Genomic DNA, 15,953 nt, shown 5'->3' with positions numbered 1-15,953 from the left:
CCGGTTCAGTCGTGCGGCACCAGCCGGTGTGCGGTGAGCACGATGTGGTCGACGCGACTGCGGGTGGCGGTGTTCTGCCCCCGCAAGCGGCGGAACTCGTCGACGAACTGCACCGCCAGATCACGCAGTTTGGTGTTGGTTTCCTGCGAGCGCCAGCTCAGCACCCGGAACGCCTGGTCCGGGCTGATGCCGTAGGCGAGGACCAGCGCGCCCTTGGCCTGCTCGATGACCGCCCGGTTCTCGATCAGCTCGGGCAGCACCTCCGATATCGCGTCGTTGCGCTCACCGGCGATCGTCTCGGTGATGTCGACGAAGAAGCCGCAGGTGCCGATGATCGTGCCCGCATCGTCGGCGAGATGATCACCGACGACGATGATGTCGCGCGCCCGTCCTTCGCTGTCGAGGATGCGGTGCTGTCCGCAGATCGGCTCGCCGGTCTCGAGGGCCGTCGCGATGCTTGCCGCCATTGCTTCCCGGTCGTCCGGGTGCTTGTGCGACAACAGCAGGTCGGTGGAGGGGTCGGTGTCGGTGGCGGAGTAGCCGTACATCCGGGCCACTTCCTCGGACCACTCCCAGCGCTGGTCGGCGAACCAGAACCGGAACCAGCCGACACCGCCGCACGGCTCCGCACCGAGCACGGTGGTGACGAGATCCAGCTCTGCGGCAGCCAGCCGCTGTTCGGTATTCACCGCCACAGTATCCGCCGGACCGCGATCACCCGGCATACCAGGTCGGATGGACCGGCATCCCGCCGGATGCGCGGGGAAATTTCTGTTTGGTGCGCGGCGTTGAGGGCATTTCGAACACTGCGAGCGTGGACGGCGCACCGAATCGGTGCTCGACGCCGACGCTCGCGGTCCGGGAGACGGCGACCTGCGCCGGAGTTCGGATCGAGACCGTTCGACATCGAGAGGACCGGATCGTTCGTGGTTACGCTGCTTGTGGGGATCGGTGTCGTCGCACTGACCGTCATCTCGATGTATGCGGCAGTGGTCGCTGTGTGGTCGGTGAAACTGCGCGGTCGCTACGCGATCGGAGTTCCCGGTGCCCCGCGCGAATCGAGCCGCCTGCGGCAAGCAGCGAAAGACGTTGTGAGCCAGCCTTTCAGGCCGGAGCGCGCCGCCGCGGACGCGATGCCCTGATCCGTTCTGCGCGACAGTGGGCGACGTGGGTACACCCGGCGGTGCCGAACGGCGTCGGCTAGGATCAGCTCGCCTCACGGTCGAGCAACAGGCCGCTGAGCAAGTAGGCGTGCGCTCGGGCCGCCACTTTTTCGATCGGAGGCAGCATTGTCGAAACGTGCCGCTCCTGGCACGGTCGCGCTTCCCTCGTCCATGGTCACCACGTCGACGCCCGGTGCGTCGGCCTCGCCGAAGACCCGGCCCTCGCTGCGGGAACAGAACCCGCGGGCTCGCGATGTCTCCGGTGGCGCCGTGGTGCGCGCATCCGATGACGCGCGGCCGGATCGCGGTGGGAACCGCTCCGCCCAGCTCTCGGCGTCGGCGGCGGTGCCGTCGCTCGGGCGGGGGCTGCCGATCGGGCGGACGATTCTGCTCGTGGAGGACGATCCGGGCGATGCCCTGCTGGTCGAGGAGCTCGTGGCCGACGGTGCGCCCGGCGCCCGGCTCGAACATGTCCGGTCGCTGTCCGAGGCGGGCGCCTGGCTGGCCGCGGGGCTGCCCGACTGCGTACTGCTGGATCTGAACCTGCCCGATTCGCAGGGCCTCGAAGCCCTCGCCCAGCTGCGCGAGTACACCGACCAGGTCGCGGTCGTGGTGATGACCGGGCTCGACGAGGAGCAGACGGGACTGGCGGCGATGGCGGCCGGTGCCGAGGACTACCTGGTCAAGGGCCGGGTCGAGCCCGAGTGGTTCGGCCGTGCCGTGCGCTACGCGATCGAGCGCAAACAGGCCGAGCGAACCGCCGCCGCACTGCGTGCGACCACCATGCGCGAGCAGGAGAACGCCCGCCTGGAACGGGGTCTGCTGCCCACACCGCTGCTGCGTGGTGAACCCGTCATCGACGTGGTGTCGCGATACCGGCCGGGCCGCGCGTATTCGCTGCTGGGCGGTGACTTCTACGACGTGGTCCAGGAAGCCGACGGCACGGTGCACGCCCTGATCGGTGATGTGGCCGGTCACGGACCGGACGAGGCCGCGATCGGCGTCGGACTGCGGCTGGCCTGGCGCACCCTCGTGATCAGCGGCGTCACCGGGCCTCGGCAGGTGGAGCTGTTGGAGCAGGTGCTGGTCGCCGAACGGACCGGTCCGCAGATCTTCGCCACACTCACGACGTTGTACGCCCCGCCGCAGTGCACGCAGGTGCAGGTCATCCGCGCGGGGCATCCGGGTCTGCTGGTGCACGGGCCCACCGGTACCGAGTGGCTCGAGGTTCCCGGCGGGCCGGCGCTCGGCTTCGTGCCGGGCCGGGCGGACTGGCCGGTGCAGCGGGTGGACGTGCCCGCGGGAACCGGCCTGGTGCTGTTCACCGACGGCTTGTTCGAGGCGCGCACGAGCACCGACGGCGAGCGTCTCGGTGAGGACGGCCTGCTGTCGATGGCGACGGCGGTATCGGCCGATGAGCCCGCGCGGTATCTGGACGAACTGCTGAGCAGGGTCGAGGACGCCGCCGCGCCGGCCGGAGGGCTCGACGACGACGTGGCCGTCGTTCATCTGCGCTGGCGCGAACGCGGGCAGGAGGGCGACCGATGACGAGCACACGGCGTCGCGCCGGCAGTGTCGGGCGCTTCACCGTGCAGACCTGGTTTCAGATCGTGCTGGGGCTGATGATCGTGATGATCGTCCTCGGCGCGGTCGTGGCCGGCCAGGTGATCGTGCGGACCAACGCGGTGACCGATCGACTGCTCGACCGCACGCAGCCCACCGCCACGGAGGTCTACCGCCTGCAGTCGGCGTTGGTCAACCAGGAGACCGGTCTGCGTGGTTTCGCGATCGCCGGTGACCCGCAGTTTCTCGATCCGTACAACCAAGGCGTACAGGACGAGGCCGCGGCGGTGGCGCGCATCCGCGAGGTGGCTGCCGGGCGGCCGAAACAGCTCGCCCAGCTCGACAGTGTGGAGTCGGCAACCCGGCGCTGGCGCGGCGAATACGCCGAACCTCTGATCGCCGCGGGTGGTAACACCCGTGGTGGCGATACCGAGGCGCTGGTCAGCCGGGGCAAGATCCTCTTCGACGGGTTGCGGGTGGCCTTCGCCGCACAGAACGCCGACGCTTCCGCCGCGATCGTCGCCGACCGGCACGAGCTGACCGACGCACGGGCATGGCGCGATCGGGTGCTGATCGCGGTGGTGGTCGTGGTTCTGCTGACCGGTCTCGCGCTGATCGTGCTGATCCGGCGGCTGGTCGCGCGCCCGCTCGACGATCTCACCGCATCGTCGCTGCGGGTCGCGAACGGCGAGTTCGATCATCACATCAGCCCGCGCGGGCCCGCGGATCTGGCGACCGTCGCCGAGGCGGTGGAGCAGATGCGGGTGCGGATCGTCACCGAACTGTCGGCCGCGCGTGAGCAGGAGGAACGGCTCGCCAGCCAAGCCGAGGATCTGGACCGGCAGACGGTGCAGCTGCGCCGATCCAACGCCGAGCTGGAGCAGTTCGCCTATGTCGCCTCGCACGACCTGCAGGAACCGCTGCGCAAGGTGGCGGCGTTCTGCCAGCTGCTCGAGAAGCGCTACCACGATCAGCTCGACGACCGGGCCAAGCAGTACATCGACTATGCCGTGGACGGTGCCAAGCGGATGCAGCGGCTGATCAACGATCTGCTGACCTTCTCCCGCGTGGGGCGGGTGATCGACGGCACCGAACCGGTCGACCTGAACGCCACTTTGGATTCGGCGCTGGACAATCTGTCCGGTGCGATCGAGGACTCCGGCACGGTGATCGAAAAACCCGAGCAACTGCCCGAGATCACCGGCGATCACACCCTGCTGACGATGCTGTGGCAGAACCTCGTCGGTAATGCCGTCAAATTCCGCGCACCCGATACCACGACCCTGGTGCGGATCGAATGCGAGTCCAGCGAGGACCCCGGGCAATGGCAGTTCTCGGTATCGGACAACGGGATCGGTATCGCGCCCCAGTTCGCCGAGAAGGTGTTCGTGATCTTCCAGCGCCTGCACAATCGGGAGGAATACAGCGGCACCGGTATCGGTCTGGCGCTGTGCAAGAAGATCGTCGAGTACCACGGTGGCGCACTGTGGATCGACACCACCTACACCGGCGGCACCCGATTCCGCTTCACCCTCGCGGCGCACACCGCGCCCGTCCCCATCGAACCCGTAGCCGAAGGAGTCGACGCATGACCGATCCACTGGGCCAGCCCATCGACATCCTGCTCGTGGAAGACGATCCCGGCGACGAGCTCATGACGCGTGAAGCGTTCGAGGACAACAAGATCGGCAACACGCTGCACGTCGCGCACGACGGTCAGGAAGCGCTCGACTTCCTGTATCGAGAGGGGCAATTCCCCGAGGCGCCTCGGCCGGATCTGATTCTGCTGGATCTGAATCTCCCGAAATACGACGGCCGGCAGATTCTGGAGAAGATCAAATCCGATCCGGATCTGAACCATATTCCGGTGGTCGTGCTGACCACCTCGGCCGCCGAGGAGGACATTCTGCGGAGCTATCGGCTGCACGCCAACGCCTATGTCACCAAACCGGTCGACCTGGACCAGTTCATCGCCGCGATCAAGCACATCGACGAATTCTTCGTCCAGGTCGTCCGTCTCCCCAGGCAGCGGTGAGCGTGCCGGATACCGTCCGGATCAGTTCGCGGTCGAGCCGTTCAGCGCGGCCTCGACGCTCGGGAACAGTTCCAGCAGTTCGTCCAGCGCCGTCACCTCGATCGGACGGCGCGCCGCGGGCGAGGCCACGACGCGCAGCGCGGCGGTTCCGGCCTGCGAGACGGTCAGCAGCACACTCAGCCCCGCCGAACCGAGAAATCCGACCTCGCTCATGTCCAGGACGACGGCAGCGGGCGATTCCCGCAGCGCCTCGTCGAGCGCCGATTGCAACTGCGGTGCGGAATTCATGTCCACCTCGCCGTACACCGTCACCACCACGGCGGAACCCTCGGTGCGCTGTTCGGTGCGCAGTACCGGTGAGACCCGTTCGCCGTTCATCGGGCAACCTCCGGCGCGAGCTGGTGCGTACCGCATGTGGTCACTTCGATACCTCCGACATATCGCTGTCTGTGCCGCTGGCAGCGGCGCGGCGAACTGTCGCCGGTGAACAACATACCCCGTTCGCCACGGTTCGAACGGGCGCCGTCGAAGCGATCGGCCGATACCGCGCGAGCGCTCGCGTACGCTGGGAAATCGTTTTGCGGCACGATCATTGGGAGCAAGGAATGGGCATGGTGGAGAAGGTGTCTCCCGAGGCGGGGACCACTGCGGTCGGATTCCGGGTGCCGGCCGTCGCGGAGCAACTGATCATGCTCCGTGCCCTGACCGAAACCGTGGCACTGGTGGCCGATTTCGGCATCGACGAGGCCACCGACATCCGGCTGGCCGTCGACGAGGTGGTCAGTGCCCTGATCGTCGACGCGGTCACCACATCGGTGATCGATTGCGCATTCACCGCCGGTGATTCGACGATGGATGTGCGGGTGGCCGCGGTCACCACGAGCGCGGACTCTCCGGACACCACCGGTTTCGGCTGGCACATCGTCTCGACGCTGACACAGTGGGTGCACACGTCGAACTCCGATTACGACGAATCCGCGGGCGGCTACCCGACCGTCGTCGAATTCCGCTGGGCGCGTGGCGGAACCGATGTCGCCTGACAACAGCGCGGCCTCCGCGCCGGAGACGCCGGCGGCGCGCACCGGTACCCACCGGGCTCACGCCGACGGTTACGACGATGTGGCGCCCATGTTCGCCGAGCTCGATGCCCTGCCCGCGGACGATCCGCGCCGGGCACAGCTGCGCGAGCGGGTGATCAACCGCTGTCTGCCGCTGGCCGAGCACATCGCCCGGAAATTCAGCGGCCGGGGTGAGAACTTCGAGGACCTGCTGCAGATCGCGCGGGTGGGACTGGTCGGTGCCGTCGACCGCTTCGATCCCTCACAGGGCACGCCATTTTTGGCCTATGCCGTGCCGACCGTGATGGGTGAGGTGCGCCGTCATTTCCGCGACCATGCCTGGGCGCTGCGGGTGCCCCGGCGGCTCAAGGAGATCCAGACCGCGCTGGGACCGACGGTGGACGATCTCTCGCAGCAGCTGGGCCGAATGCCGCGTGCGCGTGAGATCGCCGAGGCCATGGGCGCCGATCTGGGCGAGGTGACCCAGGCATTGATCGCACGAAACGCGTATCAGACCCAGTCGCTGGATGTGCAGCCCACCGACGACGACAGCAGTTCGCGCTCGATCCTGGACACGATCGGTGACGAGGATCCGACCTTCGGCTCGATCGAGAACACACTCACGGTCAAGCCGTTGATCGACGCCCTGCCCGAACGGGAGCGGTACGTGCTCACGATGCGATTCTTCGCCGGGATGACCCAGGAGCAGATAGCGCGCAACCTCGGTTGTTCGCAGATGCAGGTCTCACGGATCCTGTCCCGCACGCTCAAACAACTCCGGGACAAGGCGCTGCGGGACTGATCGGTGACGGGTGTCGCCGCATGGTGTGCGCGAAAGCGGGTATCGCGGTGGCGAAGGCATCATCGGCTGCGATCGGAGTGAGAGTATGAGCGTGTTTCGGAATCCTCTGGACGACCATGTCCGGGGAGCCGGGATACGTCACTCGGCCGCGGCCGGAATCGAGCCGTTCCGATCGGATTTTCCGTCCGAAGCCGCGCGGGTGAGCGAGGTGCGCCACCGGTTACGTGGCTGGTTACAGCGCGGCGGGATCGGTTCGGATCAGATCTACGACGTGCTGCTGGCGGTGGACGAGGCCTGCACCAATGCCGTGGAGCACGGATATCGGGACGGTCCGGGCATCGTCGCGGTGCGCGGTCGGATCAGCGGATCCGACCTGTACCTGTCGATCATCGACCGGGGCAGCTGGGAACCCGTCGGTGACCGGCCGGATCCGCGGCGCGGTCGTGGCCTGATGATGATGCGGGCCCTGATCACCGATGTCGACATCGATACCGGCGCGGCGGGCACGCGCGTCGATCTACACACCGAAATACGGTCCGCGCAGCAGGATTCGGCCGTATTCGGTGACAACGGCGCGGATGGGTGGTGAGGCATGATTCACAGCGGACGGGCCGCCACGCCCCGTCGGGCGGGACTTTTCCCACCCCTGTCCGGGTTGTACTGGTGCAAGATTCCGGTGGGGACTCGACGCTGAAGGAGGAAGCGTGACCGACACACGCAAGGCGATTCTGGCAGGCGGATGTTTCTGGGGCGTACAGGAGCTGATTCGCCGGCAGCCGGGAGTGATCTCGACGCGCGTCGGATATACCGGCGGCCGCAACGATCACCCCACCTATCGCAATCATCCCGGCCATGCCGAGGCCGTCGAGATCGTCTACGACCCGGCGCGCACCGACTACCGCGCACTGCTCGAGTTCTTCTTCCAGATCCACGACCCGTCGACGAAGGATCGGCAGGGCAACGACGTCGGCAGCAGCTATCGGTCCGCCATCTTCTACCTCGACGAGGAGCAGAAGGCGATCGCGCTGGACACCATCGCCGACGTGGACGCTTCCGGACTGTGGCCGGGCAAGGTCGTCACCGAGGTGACCCCGGCGGTCGATTTCTGGGATGCCGAGCCCGAGCATCAGGACTACCTGCAGCACTACCCGGACGGTTACACCTGTCACTTCCCGCGACCGGGCTGGAAACTGCCCAGGCGCACCGCCGGTTCGCACTGACGCGCGGCGCGATGTCGGAACGGAAACGGGTGCCGGTATTGCGCAATCCGCTGCCGGCGCTGGGCCGGGCGCTGGCCCGCATTCCCTGGGTGATGCGCATCGGCCCACTGGTCGTCGTCCTGGAGCGGCTGGTGCGGCGGCTGTCCGGTGGCCGTCACGGGGTGCTGGATCTGGCCGGGTTGCCGTCGATGGAACTGACCGTGCTGGGCCGGAAATCCGGGCTGCCGCGCACGGTGTCGCTGCTCTACGTCCCCGACGGCCCACGGCGCCAGCTGCTGATCGGTTCCAATTGGGGGCGGCCCGAGCACCCGTCCTGGTCGGCCAACCTCGTGGCCGCCACCGACGCCGAGATCAACAGGGGTGGGGAGCGGACCAAGGTACGGGTGCGGCGGCTCGAGGGCGAGGACCGGGAGCGCGCCTGGGCGCATGCCGTGGACTACTGGCCCGGCTATGCGATGGAACAGCGGCTGGCGGGTTCCCGGGTCTTCCGGCTGTTCGAATTGACCCCGATCTGAACCGTCCCGGCCGCCGGTTCGCCCCCGCGACCGGGCGGTCTGCTGGACAATGAGGGTGAGCCGACCATCGCGCGGACCGACCCGCACGCCCAGCCCGGAGCAGCGCCGATTCGCCGTGGCGGCGAATCGGCGGACGTCTGACGGGTGAGATGCGGATGCGAGCAGGACAGGACGGCGCGTTGCGACGGCGACGTGAGGTCGCGGAGCGGCAGTGGGCGCACTGGGTGCCCGACGCGTCGGTGGAATCCGATGTCGCCCAACCACAACCGCGCGCCGAGGTGGCGCAGTCCTGGTTGCGTTCGCGCGCTGTCGTCGACCCGGCCACCGACTGTGCGCCCGCCGTCGGTGATGTGGCGTCGAGCTGGGCGTCCTCACCACTGCGGGGACCGGTCGGCGAGTTGTCGGATCAGTTGCACAGCATCACCCACGATGCCGGATTCGTCGCGGCCGTCACCGACGAGGCGGGCACCATCCTGTGGTCCGACGGCGGTCAGGTGATGCGGCGGCGGGCCGAACGGGTGGGGTTCACCCCGGGCGGCCGCTGGGACGAGGACCACATGGGCACCAACGCGCTGTCGTTGTCCCTGCACACCGGCCGCCCCAGCAGTGTGTTCTCCGCCGAGCATCTGGTCGAGGCGCTGCACGGCTGGGTCTGCTATTGCGCGCCGATCCGGGCCGCCGACGGCCGCCAGCTCGGTGTCCTCGATCTGTCCACCACCTGGGACCGGTCGCATCCGCTGGCCATGTCCACGGTGCTGTCGCTCGCCGCCGCGGTGGAGGCGAAACTCCTCGCCACGACGGACGCCGAATCCGGCGTGCGGCTGCATTGTCTCGGCGCGGCCGAACTCAGCCGGGCCGGTCGTCCGGTGCGGTTGCGGCGGCGTCAGCTCGAGATCCTCACGCTGCTGGCCCTGGAACCCGAAGGCTTCACTCCCGAGCGTCTGCATCTGGCCGTTTACGGTGATCGCGCCACCGGTTCCAGCACGCTCAAAGCCGATGTCTCCCATCTTCGCCGCGCCACCGGTGGTGAGATCAGCAACCGGGTGTACCGGCTCACCACACCGGTGCGCTGCGATGCCGCCGATCTGCTGGCCGCGCTGGCGGCCGGGGACGCGGCCACCGCGGTGCGCTTGTACCGGGGCCCGCTGCTGCCGGGTTCGCAGACACCGGGCATCGTCGAGTGGCGCGAGTATCTCGAGGTGGGGATGCGCACCGCGGTGCTGGCCCGGCCCGATGCCGCGCTGGCCCTCGAATACGGTGCGAAAGCCCTGGGTGACATCGCCGTTCACGAACACGCGCTGCGCCTGCTCCCGCCCGCCGACGCCCGCCGCGCGGTGGCGGTGGCCCGCCTGCACACCGCGTTGCGGGACTGATCGGGACACGCTCGGCGCGGATCAACCTTGTGCCAACCTCCGCCGCCCATAGTGGTCTACATCACGATTTCGCAGCCGTGATGCCGACCCGACTCAGCGAGGAGTGTCCGAGATGATCTACGCCAAGCCCGGCGCCGAGGGCAGCATCGTCGATTACGCCGACCGCTACGACAATTTCATCGGTGGCGAGTGGAGGGCACCGGTCGAGGGCCGGTACTTCGACAACCCCTCGCCGGTCGACGGGGAGACCTTCTGCCGAGTCGCTCGATCCTCCGCCGCGGATGTGGATCTGGCGCTGGACGCCGCGCACGCCGCCGCCGACGGCTGGGGCGCCACCTCCGCCACCGACCGCGCCAACATCCTGAACAAGATCGCCGATCGGATCGAGGCGAATCTGGATCGGCTCGCGGTCGCCGAGACCTGGGACAACGGCAAGCCCGTCCGGGAAACCCTCGCCGCCGACCTGCCGCTGGCGGTCGATCACTTCCGCTACTTCGCCGGTGCCATCCGCGCACAGGAGGGCGGGGTCAGCGAAATCGATTCCGACACCATCGCTTACCACTTCCACGAGCCGCTGGGTGTGGTCGGCCAGATCATCCCGTGGAACTTCCCGATTCTCATGGCGACCTGGAAGCTGGCGCCGGCGCTGGCCGCGGGTAATGCCGTGGTGCTCAAGCCCGCCGAGCAGACCCCGGCCTCGATCATGAAGGTGATCGAGCTGATCGGCGATCTGCTCCCACCGGGAGTCGTCAACGTGGTCAACGGTTTCGGTGTCGAGACCGGTAAGCCGCTGGCATCCAGTCCGCGGGTGGCCAAGGTGGCGTTCACCGGTGAGACCACCACCGGCCGGCTGATCATGCAGTACGCCAGCGAGAACATCATCCCGGTGACACTCGAGCTGGGTGGTAAGAGCCCCAACATCTTCCTGCCGGATGTGATGGCCGCCGACGACGCCTTCCTGGACAAGGCCGTCGAGGGTTTCGTGATGTTCGCGCTGAACCAGGGCGAGGTGTGCACCTGCCCGTCGCGCGCGCTCATCCACTCCTCGATCTACGACGAGTTCATGGCCCGCTGCCTGGAACGCACGAAGGCGATCGTGAGCGGGAACCCGCTCGACAGCGAGACCATGATCGGCGCCCAGGCCAGCAACGATCAGTACGAGAAGATCCTGTCCTACATCGACATCGGGCGTCAGGAGGGGGCGGAGGTCCTCACCGGCGGCAGCCCGCGCAAGGTGGAGGGTCTGCCCGACGGCTTCTACATCGAGCCGACGATCCTGAAGGGCCGCAACGACATGCGCGTGTTCCAGGAGGAGATCTTCGGCCCGGTCGTCGCGGTCACCACCTTCGACAGCACCGAACAGGCCCTCGAACTCGCCAACGACACGCTCTACGGTCTCGGTGCCGGTGTGTGGAGCCGCGACGGCAACACCGCCTACCGGCTGGGCCGCGGCATCAAGGCCGGGCGGGTGTGGACCAACTGCTACCACGCCTACCCCGCACACGCCGCGTTCGGTGGTTACAAGAAGTCCGGTATCGGGCGCGAGAACCATCGCATGATGCTCGATCACTACCAGCAGACCAAGAACCTGCTGGTGAGCTACTCCCCGGACAAGCTGGGCTTCTTCTGATGGGTACGCGCGTCGACCTGACCGGGGCAGCGGAGTCGTTGCTGGACAGCCTCGTTCGACAGCACGGGCCGGTGATGTTCCACCAGTCCGGCGGATGTTGCGACGGCAGCGCGCCGATGTGCTTCCCGCGCGGGGAATTCCGCGTGGGGGCCTCGGATGTACTGCTCGGCCGGGTCGGCGCCGATACCCCGTTCTGGATGAGCGCCGACCAGTACGAGTACTGGAAGCACACGCACCTGACCGTCGACGTGGTGCCCGGCCGGGGCAGCGGGTTCTCGCTCGAGGCGCCCGAGGGGGTGCGCTTCCTGATCCGCTCCCGCCTGCTCACCGACGCCGAGGTCGCCGAGTTCGCCGATGAGCGCCCGCGCACCGGAGCCGAACAGCTGGACTGATCTCGGGAAGTGGCACTCCGGCACGGGATTTCGCGGGTGTTGCGGTACCCGCTTTCCGGTCGGGAACCCAACGCCGTGTCGCTTCCCGTGGTTTCCGGCAGGCCGGTGTCGAATGGGTGCGTGGTGCGACGGGAGTATCGATGGCGGTGACCGTGGACGAGCTCGCGGAGCGGGTGCTCGCCGCGGCGCGCGCCGTGGGCAGTGCGCATCGGTATCTGCTGGGGATCACCGGCCCGCCGGGCGCGGGGAAGTCCAGGCTGGCTGCGCACTTGGCGACCTCACTCGACGGCCGGGCCCTGGTAGCGGGGATGGACGGTTTCCATCTCCCGAACGCGACCCTGCGGGCGATCGGCGCCGTCGATCGCAAGGGGCAGCCGGACACCTTCGATGTAGCGGGCTTCGTCGAGCGTCTGATGGCGTTGCGGGACAACGAGATCCAGGTTCCTTGGCCGGTCTACGATCGCGCACTGCACGATCCGGTCGCGGATGCGGTGATGTTCGGTGACCAGCGGATCGCGATCGTCGAGGGGAACTATCTGCTGCTGGATCGGCCCGGTTGGTCGCGGGTGCGCGCCCAGCTCGACGAGGTCTGGTATCTGGACGCCGACGAGTCGGTCATCGCGGACCGGTTGCGCCGCCGGCATCTCCGGGGCGGGAAGTCCCCGGAGCGGGCGCGCGCCATGGTGTCCGCCAGTGATCTGCCGAATGCCCGGCTGATCGCACGCGGCCGGGAACGCGCCGATCTGGTACTCACCGCCACCACCGGCGGTTTCCACATCCGGATCAACCGGACAGTTCACTGAGCGCGTCCCGCCAGCCGCGGGTGCCGAAGTAGCGGCAGGACAGCGTGGCGACCGCGCTCGCCCGGGTGAGTGCGCCGACGACATCGCGATCGCGTGTGTAGTAGGCGCAGAAGGCGCCGTGCAGGATGTCTCCGGCACCCAGGGTATCGCCGGTGGCGGTGGCGCGAACCGCGATCTCCCCTCGAATCCCGTTGGTGGAGTAGCGGATCGGCTCCGATCCGGAGGTGACCGCGACGTGGCGCGGCCCGAGCCGGTGCAGTGCCTCGAACAGATCCGCGGACTCGATGCCGGGCGGGGCGAACGACGCCGAGCAGATGGCGATGTCGACCAGCGGTAACAGGTCGGCATGGTCCGGCCGCCACCGGCCCGCGTCGAGAACGACGGGAATGCCCGCCCGGTGCGCCGTTTCGGCGACGCCCAGTGCCAGTTCGCGATGATGTCCGTCGATCAGGACCACCGGTGATCGCAGCACGTGCTCGGCGACCTTCGCGTCGAAGTGCGCTTCGATACCCGAACCGTCCAGGGACACGATGGTTCTGGTGCCACGGCCGGTCGCGACGACGATGGACGAGACCGGCGGCGGTTGCTCCCGCTCCGGTGTCGTATCCATCAGTTCGACTCCGTTGCTCGCCAGATCGTCGCGGACGAGCCCGGTCAGCGGATGCCGCCCGAGCGCTGTGATCAGCCGCGCCTCGCCGATGAGCACGGCGCACGCGACGGCGGCATTGGCGGCCGGTCCGCCCGCACCCAGGAATTGTTCCCGGGCAGTGGTTTTGGTGTCCTCGGCCGGATACGAACCGACGCCGTAGGCGAGGTCCACGGTCGTCAGTCCCGCGAACAGCGGTGCGGGGGCGTTCATGCGGTGGGTCTGTGTGCGGGCCGGAGTACGAGTGGTGCCACGAATCGTTCGACCGCGCGGCGCTCGGCGGCGGCATCCGGCAGCGGAAAGGTCAACAGGGACAACACCACCCGCACGATCCACTGCGCGGCGTCCTCGTCGGGCGCGATTCCGGTGAGCGCCGTCGCGATACCGCGCAGCTCCGGGACGGCGACCACATGATCGCCGGTGACACCCGCCCCGGACAGGAACGCCGCCAGCGCGGGTTCGCGGCGGATCGCGGCGAGCGAGGTGAGGATGGCCTCGGTGACCCGGCGCGGCCCGCGCAGCGACGCCACGCCCGCGGCCACCCGCTCGGCGATCTCTCGGGCGGCGGAGCTCATCACGATGCGGACCAGTTCGGATTTCCCGCCGACGTGCCGGTACACGGTGGCGCGCGAACATCCCACCCGCGCCGCCACGTCATCGATGCTCACCCGATCGATCCCGCGTTCGAGGAACAGTTCGGCGGCGGCGGTTTCGATCCGCGAGCGCGCGACGGTGCGCCGTACACCGCCCGCCAGCCAGTCCACCTCACCGGTGCGCACGGCAGGACCTCCGTTTCGTGTGCTCGGGCGACCCTGTCTCGAGACGAGACGAATCACATTCATCGTCGCATCGCATCGCGGATGAGTAAATACATCCTGAACTGTGGGTATGGGTGCGGAGCGCGGGTGGTGCAGGGAGCGGGCCGACGGTCCGGTCGGCACATTTCGTCTCATGCCGCGACAAGGATTGACAGCTGTATCCATGCCCCGCACGGTGGCCGCATCGCGTTCACGATGGGAGTTCACCGATGACGACGACCCTGCCGGACGGTTCGGCGCTGTTCGACCCCGCGCATCTGGACGATCCGTATCCGCTCTACGACCGATTGCGCCGCGATGCTCCGGTGTTCCGGGTGCCCGGCACCGACTTCCATCTGGTGTCGTCGTGGGAGCTGGTGGCCGAGGCGGCGGCGCGGACCGCCGACTTCTCCGCCAACCTCACCGCGGTATTGCTCCGGTATCCGGACGCGCCACCGATCGCGTTCGAGATGGATGGGGGCGCGGCCGTCCATGTGCTGGCGACCGCGGACGATCCGGCGCACGCCATACATCGCAAAATGGTGTCGGCTGTACTGGCCGGACGGGTGCGTGGTCTCGCGCCGATGGTCGCCGGCCTCGTCGACCTGTTGTGGTCGCGGTATGCCCGCGACGGCCGCACCGATTGGGCTGCCGACATGGCCGATCGGCTGCCACTGGCGGTGGTCGCCACCCTGATCGGGCTACCGGATGAGGATGTGCCGCGACTGCTCGGCTGGGCCTATGACAGCACCGAGATGATCGGCGGTGTGGTGGCGGCGGATCGACTGCCGGAGCTGGTGCGTTCGGCCACCGAGCTGGCCGGCTATCTGTTCGAGCAGGTGCGGTGGGCGAAGAATCGCGCGACGGGGGAGGGGCCGCCGCGGGATCTGCTCGACGCACTGGCGCGTGCCTGCCGGTCCGGTGACCTCACCGACGAGGTGGCGGCCCTGATCCTGATCCAGCTGGTCGGTGCCGGTGGCGAGTCGACCGCCGCTCTGATCGCCGCCGCGGGCCGAATTCTGGCCTCCCGCAGCGATATCCAATCGCTGTTGCGGCAACGCCCGGAGCTGATCCCGGCCTTTCTCGACGAGGTGCTGCGCCTGGAGTCGCCCTTTCGCGGGCACTACCGCCATGTGGTCGCCGATACCCGCCTCGGTACCGTCGATCTCCCGGCCGGCAGCCACCTGCTGTTGCTCTGGGGTGCGGCCAATCGCGATCCCGCCGTCTTCCCCGATCCCGGCGTTCTCGATCTGCACCGCCCGAATGGTAAGTCGCACATGGCCTTCGGTCGCGGTATCCACTTCTGCGTCGGTTCGGCCCTGGCCAAACTGGAGGCCCGCACCGCCGTCGCGGCACTGCTGGACCGGACCACCGGCATCGCGCTGGACGGCACGCCGCAGCGGGTGCCCAGCATCCTGGTCCGCCGCCATCGCAGTCTGCCGCTGCGGCTGAGTTGAGCGGCCGGAAATAGGACCGGCCGCCGCGATGGTTGTGCGAGGTGTACCCAACCGACCGAAAGGACCGGCCGATGCCGACCATGACCAGTTCCGAACGTGAGCAGTTCCTGGCCGAGGTGCATGTGGGGGTGATTGCGGTGGAACGCGCGGATCGCGCGCCGCTGGCGGTACCGATCTGGTACGACTACGAGCCCGGCGGCGACGTGCTGGTGTGGACCGAGGCGGGGACGGTGAAGGACAAGCTCATCCGTGCGGCGCAGCGGTTCTCGCTCACCGCGCAGGTCGAGCAGCCGCCGTACCGCTATGTCACGGCCGAGGGCCCGGTCGTCGGCATCGAACCGGCCACATCGGAGATCGTGGGTTCGCTCGCGGTCCGCTATATGGGCCCCGAGGCCGGGGCGGCATTCGTGGCCGAGAACCTGACCCCGGAGTCGATCGTCATTCGGATGCGCCCCGAACGGTGGCTGAGCACGGACTACTCGAAGGAGTAGTGCCCCGA

Annotated in this window: 19 protein-coding genes; 15 read left to right on the top strand and 4 right to left on the bottom strand. The window is 68.2% G+C overall.

Annotated features, from left to right (window positions below; all coding sequences use genetic code 11):
* Window positions 1-5: 5 nt before the first annotated feature.
* A complete protein-coding gene (locus AB0L57_RS15495) occupies window positions 6-689 on the bottom strand; it encodes a PAS and ANTAR domain-containing protein (protein ID WP_364961802.1) in 684 nt (227 codons plus the stop codon).
* Window positions 690-926: 237 nt separating this feature from the next.
* Here AB0L57_RS15495 and AB0L57_RS15490 point away from each other — a divergent pair, with 237 nt between their 5' ends.
* From AB0L57_RS15490 to AB0L57_RS15475, 4 genes are all read left to right on the top strand, one after another.
* Window positions 927-1,142 carry a hypothetical protein gene (locus tag AB0L57_RS15490; RefSeq protein ID WP_364961800.1) on the top strand — a complete coding sequence of 72 codons (216 nt, stop codon included), beginning with the start codon at window positions 927-929 and terminating at the stop codon, window positions 1,140-1,142.
* 147 nt (window positions 1,143-1,289) lie between these two features.
* Window positions 1,290-2,711 carry a fused response regulator/phosphatase gene (locus AB0L57_RS15485; RefSeq protein ID WP_364961798.1) on the top strand — a complete coding sequence of 474 codons (1,422 nt, stop codon included), beginning with the start codon at window positions 1,290-1,292 and terminating at the stop codon, window positions 2,709-2,711.
* Window positions 2,708-4,318: a CHASE3 domain-containing protein gene (locus AB0L57_RS15480; RefSeq protein WP_364961796.1), complete on the top strand. Its 1,611-nt coding sequence runs from the start codon at window positions 2,708-2,710 to the stop codon at window positions 4,316-4,318. Before AB0L57_RS15485 ends, AB0L57_RS15480 begins: the two co-directional genes overlap by 4 nt.
* Window positions 4,315-4,761, top strand: a complete 447-nt coding sequence (locus AB0L57_RS15475) for a response regulator (protein WP_364961794.1) — start codon at window positions 4,315-4,317, stop codon at window positions 4,759-4,761. Before AB0L57_RS15480 ends, AB0L57_RS15475 begins: the two co-directional genes overlap by 4 nt.
* A gap of 21 nt (window positions 4,762-4,782) precedes the next feature.
* Here AB0L57_RS15475 and AB0L57_RS15470 read toward each other — a convergent pair whose 3' ends face one another.
* Window positions 4,783-5,139: an STAS domain-containing protein gene (locus AB0L57_RS15470; protein ID WP_364961792.1), complete on the bottom strand. Its 357-nt coding sequence runs from the start codon at window positions 5,137-5,139 to the stop codon at window positions 4,783-4,785.
* Window positions 5,140-5,372: 233 nt separating this feature from the next.
* On the opposite strand from AB0L57_RS15470, the gene AB0L57_RS15465 reads away from it, so the two are divergent.
* The 9 genes from AB0L57_RS15465 to AB0L57_RS15425 all read left to right on the top strand — a co-directional run bounded on the left by AB0L57_RS15465 (window position 5,373) and on the right by AB0L57_RS15425 (window position 12,554).
* Window positions 5,373-5,801, top strand: coding sequence for an anti-sigma factor (locus tag AB0L57_RS15465; protein ID WP_364961790.1), 429 nt, complete (start codon window positions 5,373-5,375; stop codon window positions 5,799-5,801).
* Window positions 5,802-5,889: 88 nt separating this feature from the next.
* Complete coding sequence (locus AB0L57_RS15460; RefSeq protein ID WP_364962415.1) at window positions 5,890-6,621, top strand: RNA polymerase sigma factor SigF; 732 nt, start codon at window positions 5,890-5,892, stop codon at window positions 6,619-6,621.
* Between the two features lie 85 nt (window positions 6,622-6,706).
* Entirely contained in the window at window positions 6,707-7,210 is a 504-nt protein-coding gene (locus AB0L57_RS15455; protein WP_364961788.1) for an ATP-binding protein, read from the top strand.
* 115 nt (window positions 7,211-7,325) lie between these two features.
* On the top strand, window positions 7,326-7,841 hold the full coding sequence (gene msrA, locus AB0L57_RS15450) for a peptide-methionine (S)-S-oxide reductase MsrA (RefSeq protein WP_364961786.1): 516 nt from the start codon (window positions 7,326-7,328) through the stop codon (window positions 7,839-7,841).
* An 11-nt stretch (window positions 7,842-7,852) separates the two neighbouring features.
* Window positions 7,853-8,356 (top strand): nitroreductase family deazaflavin-dependent oxidoreductase, encoded by a 504-nt coding sequence (locus AB0L57_RS15445; protein WP_364961784.1) that lies wholly within the window; start codon window positions 7,853-7,855, stop codon window positions 8,354-8,356.
* A gap of 155 nt (window positions 8,357-8,511) precedes the next feature.
* On the top strand, window positions 8,512-9,729 hold the full coding sequence (locus AB0L57_RS15440; RefSeq protein WP_364961782.1) for a transcriptional regulator: 1,218 nt from the start codon (window positions 8,512-8,514) through the stop codon (window positions 9,727-9,729).
* 112 nt (window positions 9,730-9,841) lie between these two features.
* Entirely contained in the window at window positions 9,842-11,359 is a 1,518-nt protein-coding gene (gene adh / locus AB0L57_RS15435) for an aldehyde dehydrogenase (RefSeq protein WP_364961780.1), read from the top strand.
* Window positions 11,359-11,751 carry a DUF779 domain-containing protein gene (locus AB0L57_RS15430; RefSeq protein WP_364961778.1) on the top strand — a complete coding sequence of 131 codons (393 nt, stop codon included), beginning with the start codon at window positions 11,359-11,361 and terminating at the stop codon, window positions 11,749-11,751. The genes adh and AB0L57_RS15430 overlap by 1 nt, the downstream gene beginning before the upstream one ends.
* Before the next feature lie 140 nt (window positions 11,752-11,891).
* Window positions 11,892-12,554, top strand: coding sequence for a nucleoside/nucleotide kinase family protein (locus AB0L57_RS15425; protein WP_364961777.1), 663 nt, complete (start codon window positions 11,892-11,894; stop codon window positions 12,552-12,554).
* Here the strand turns inward: AB0L57_RS15425 and AB0L57_RS15420 are convergent.
* Window positions 12,535-13,413, bottom strand: coding sequence for a PfkB family carbohydrate kinase (locus tag AB0L57_RS15420; protein ID WP_364961775.1), 879 nt, complete (start codon window positions 13,411-13,413; stop codon window positions 12,535-12,537). The two genes, AB0L57_RS15425 and AB0L57_RS15420, sit on opposite strands and share 20 nt — an antisense overlap.
* Window positions 13,410-13,979 (bottom strand): helix-turn-helix domain-containing protein, encoded by a 570-nt coding sequence (locus tag AB0L57_RS15415; RefSeq protein ID WP_364961772.1) that lies wholly within the window; start codon window positions 13,977-13,979, stop codon window positions 13,410-13,412. The genes AB0L57_RS15420 and AB0L57_RS15415 overlap by 4 nt, the downstream gene beginning before the upstream one ends.
* 248 nt (window positions 13,980-14,227) lie before the next feature.
* On the opposite strand from AB0L57_RS15415, the gene AB0L57_RS15410 reads away from it, so the two are divergent.
* Both AB0L57_RS15410 and AB0L57_RS15405 read left to right on the top strand, forming a co-directional pair.
* Window positions 14,228-15,454 carry a cytochrome P450 gene (locus AB0L57_RS15410; RefSeq protein ID WP_364961770.1) on the top strand — a complete coding sequence of 409 codons (1,227 nt, stop codon included), beginning with the start codon at window positions 14,228-14,230 and terminating at the stop codon, window positions 15,452-15,454.
* A 71-nt stretch (window positions 15,455-15,525) separates the two neighbouring features.
* Window positions 15,526-15,945, top strand: a complete 420-nt coding sequence (locus AB0L57_RS15405) for a pyridoxamine 5'-phosphate oxidase family protein (RefSeq protein WP_364961768.1) — start codon at window positions 15,526-15,528, stop codon at window positions 15,943-15,945.
* Window positions 15,946-15,953: the final 8 nt, after the last annotated feature.

Origin of the sequence: Nocardia sp. NPDC052254, assembly GCF_040679495.1 — a bacterium.
GTDB lineage: Bacteria > Actinomycetota > Actinomycetes > Mycobacteriales > Mycobacteriaceae > Nocardia.
This window is presented reverse-complemented; position numbering and strand designations above follow the sequence as displayed.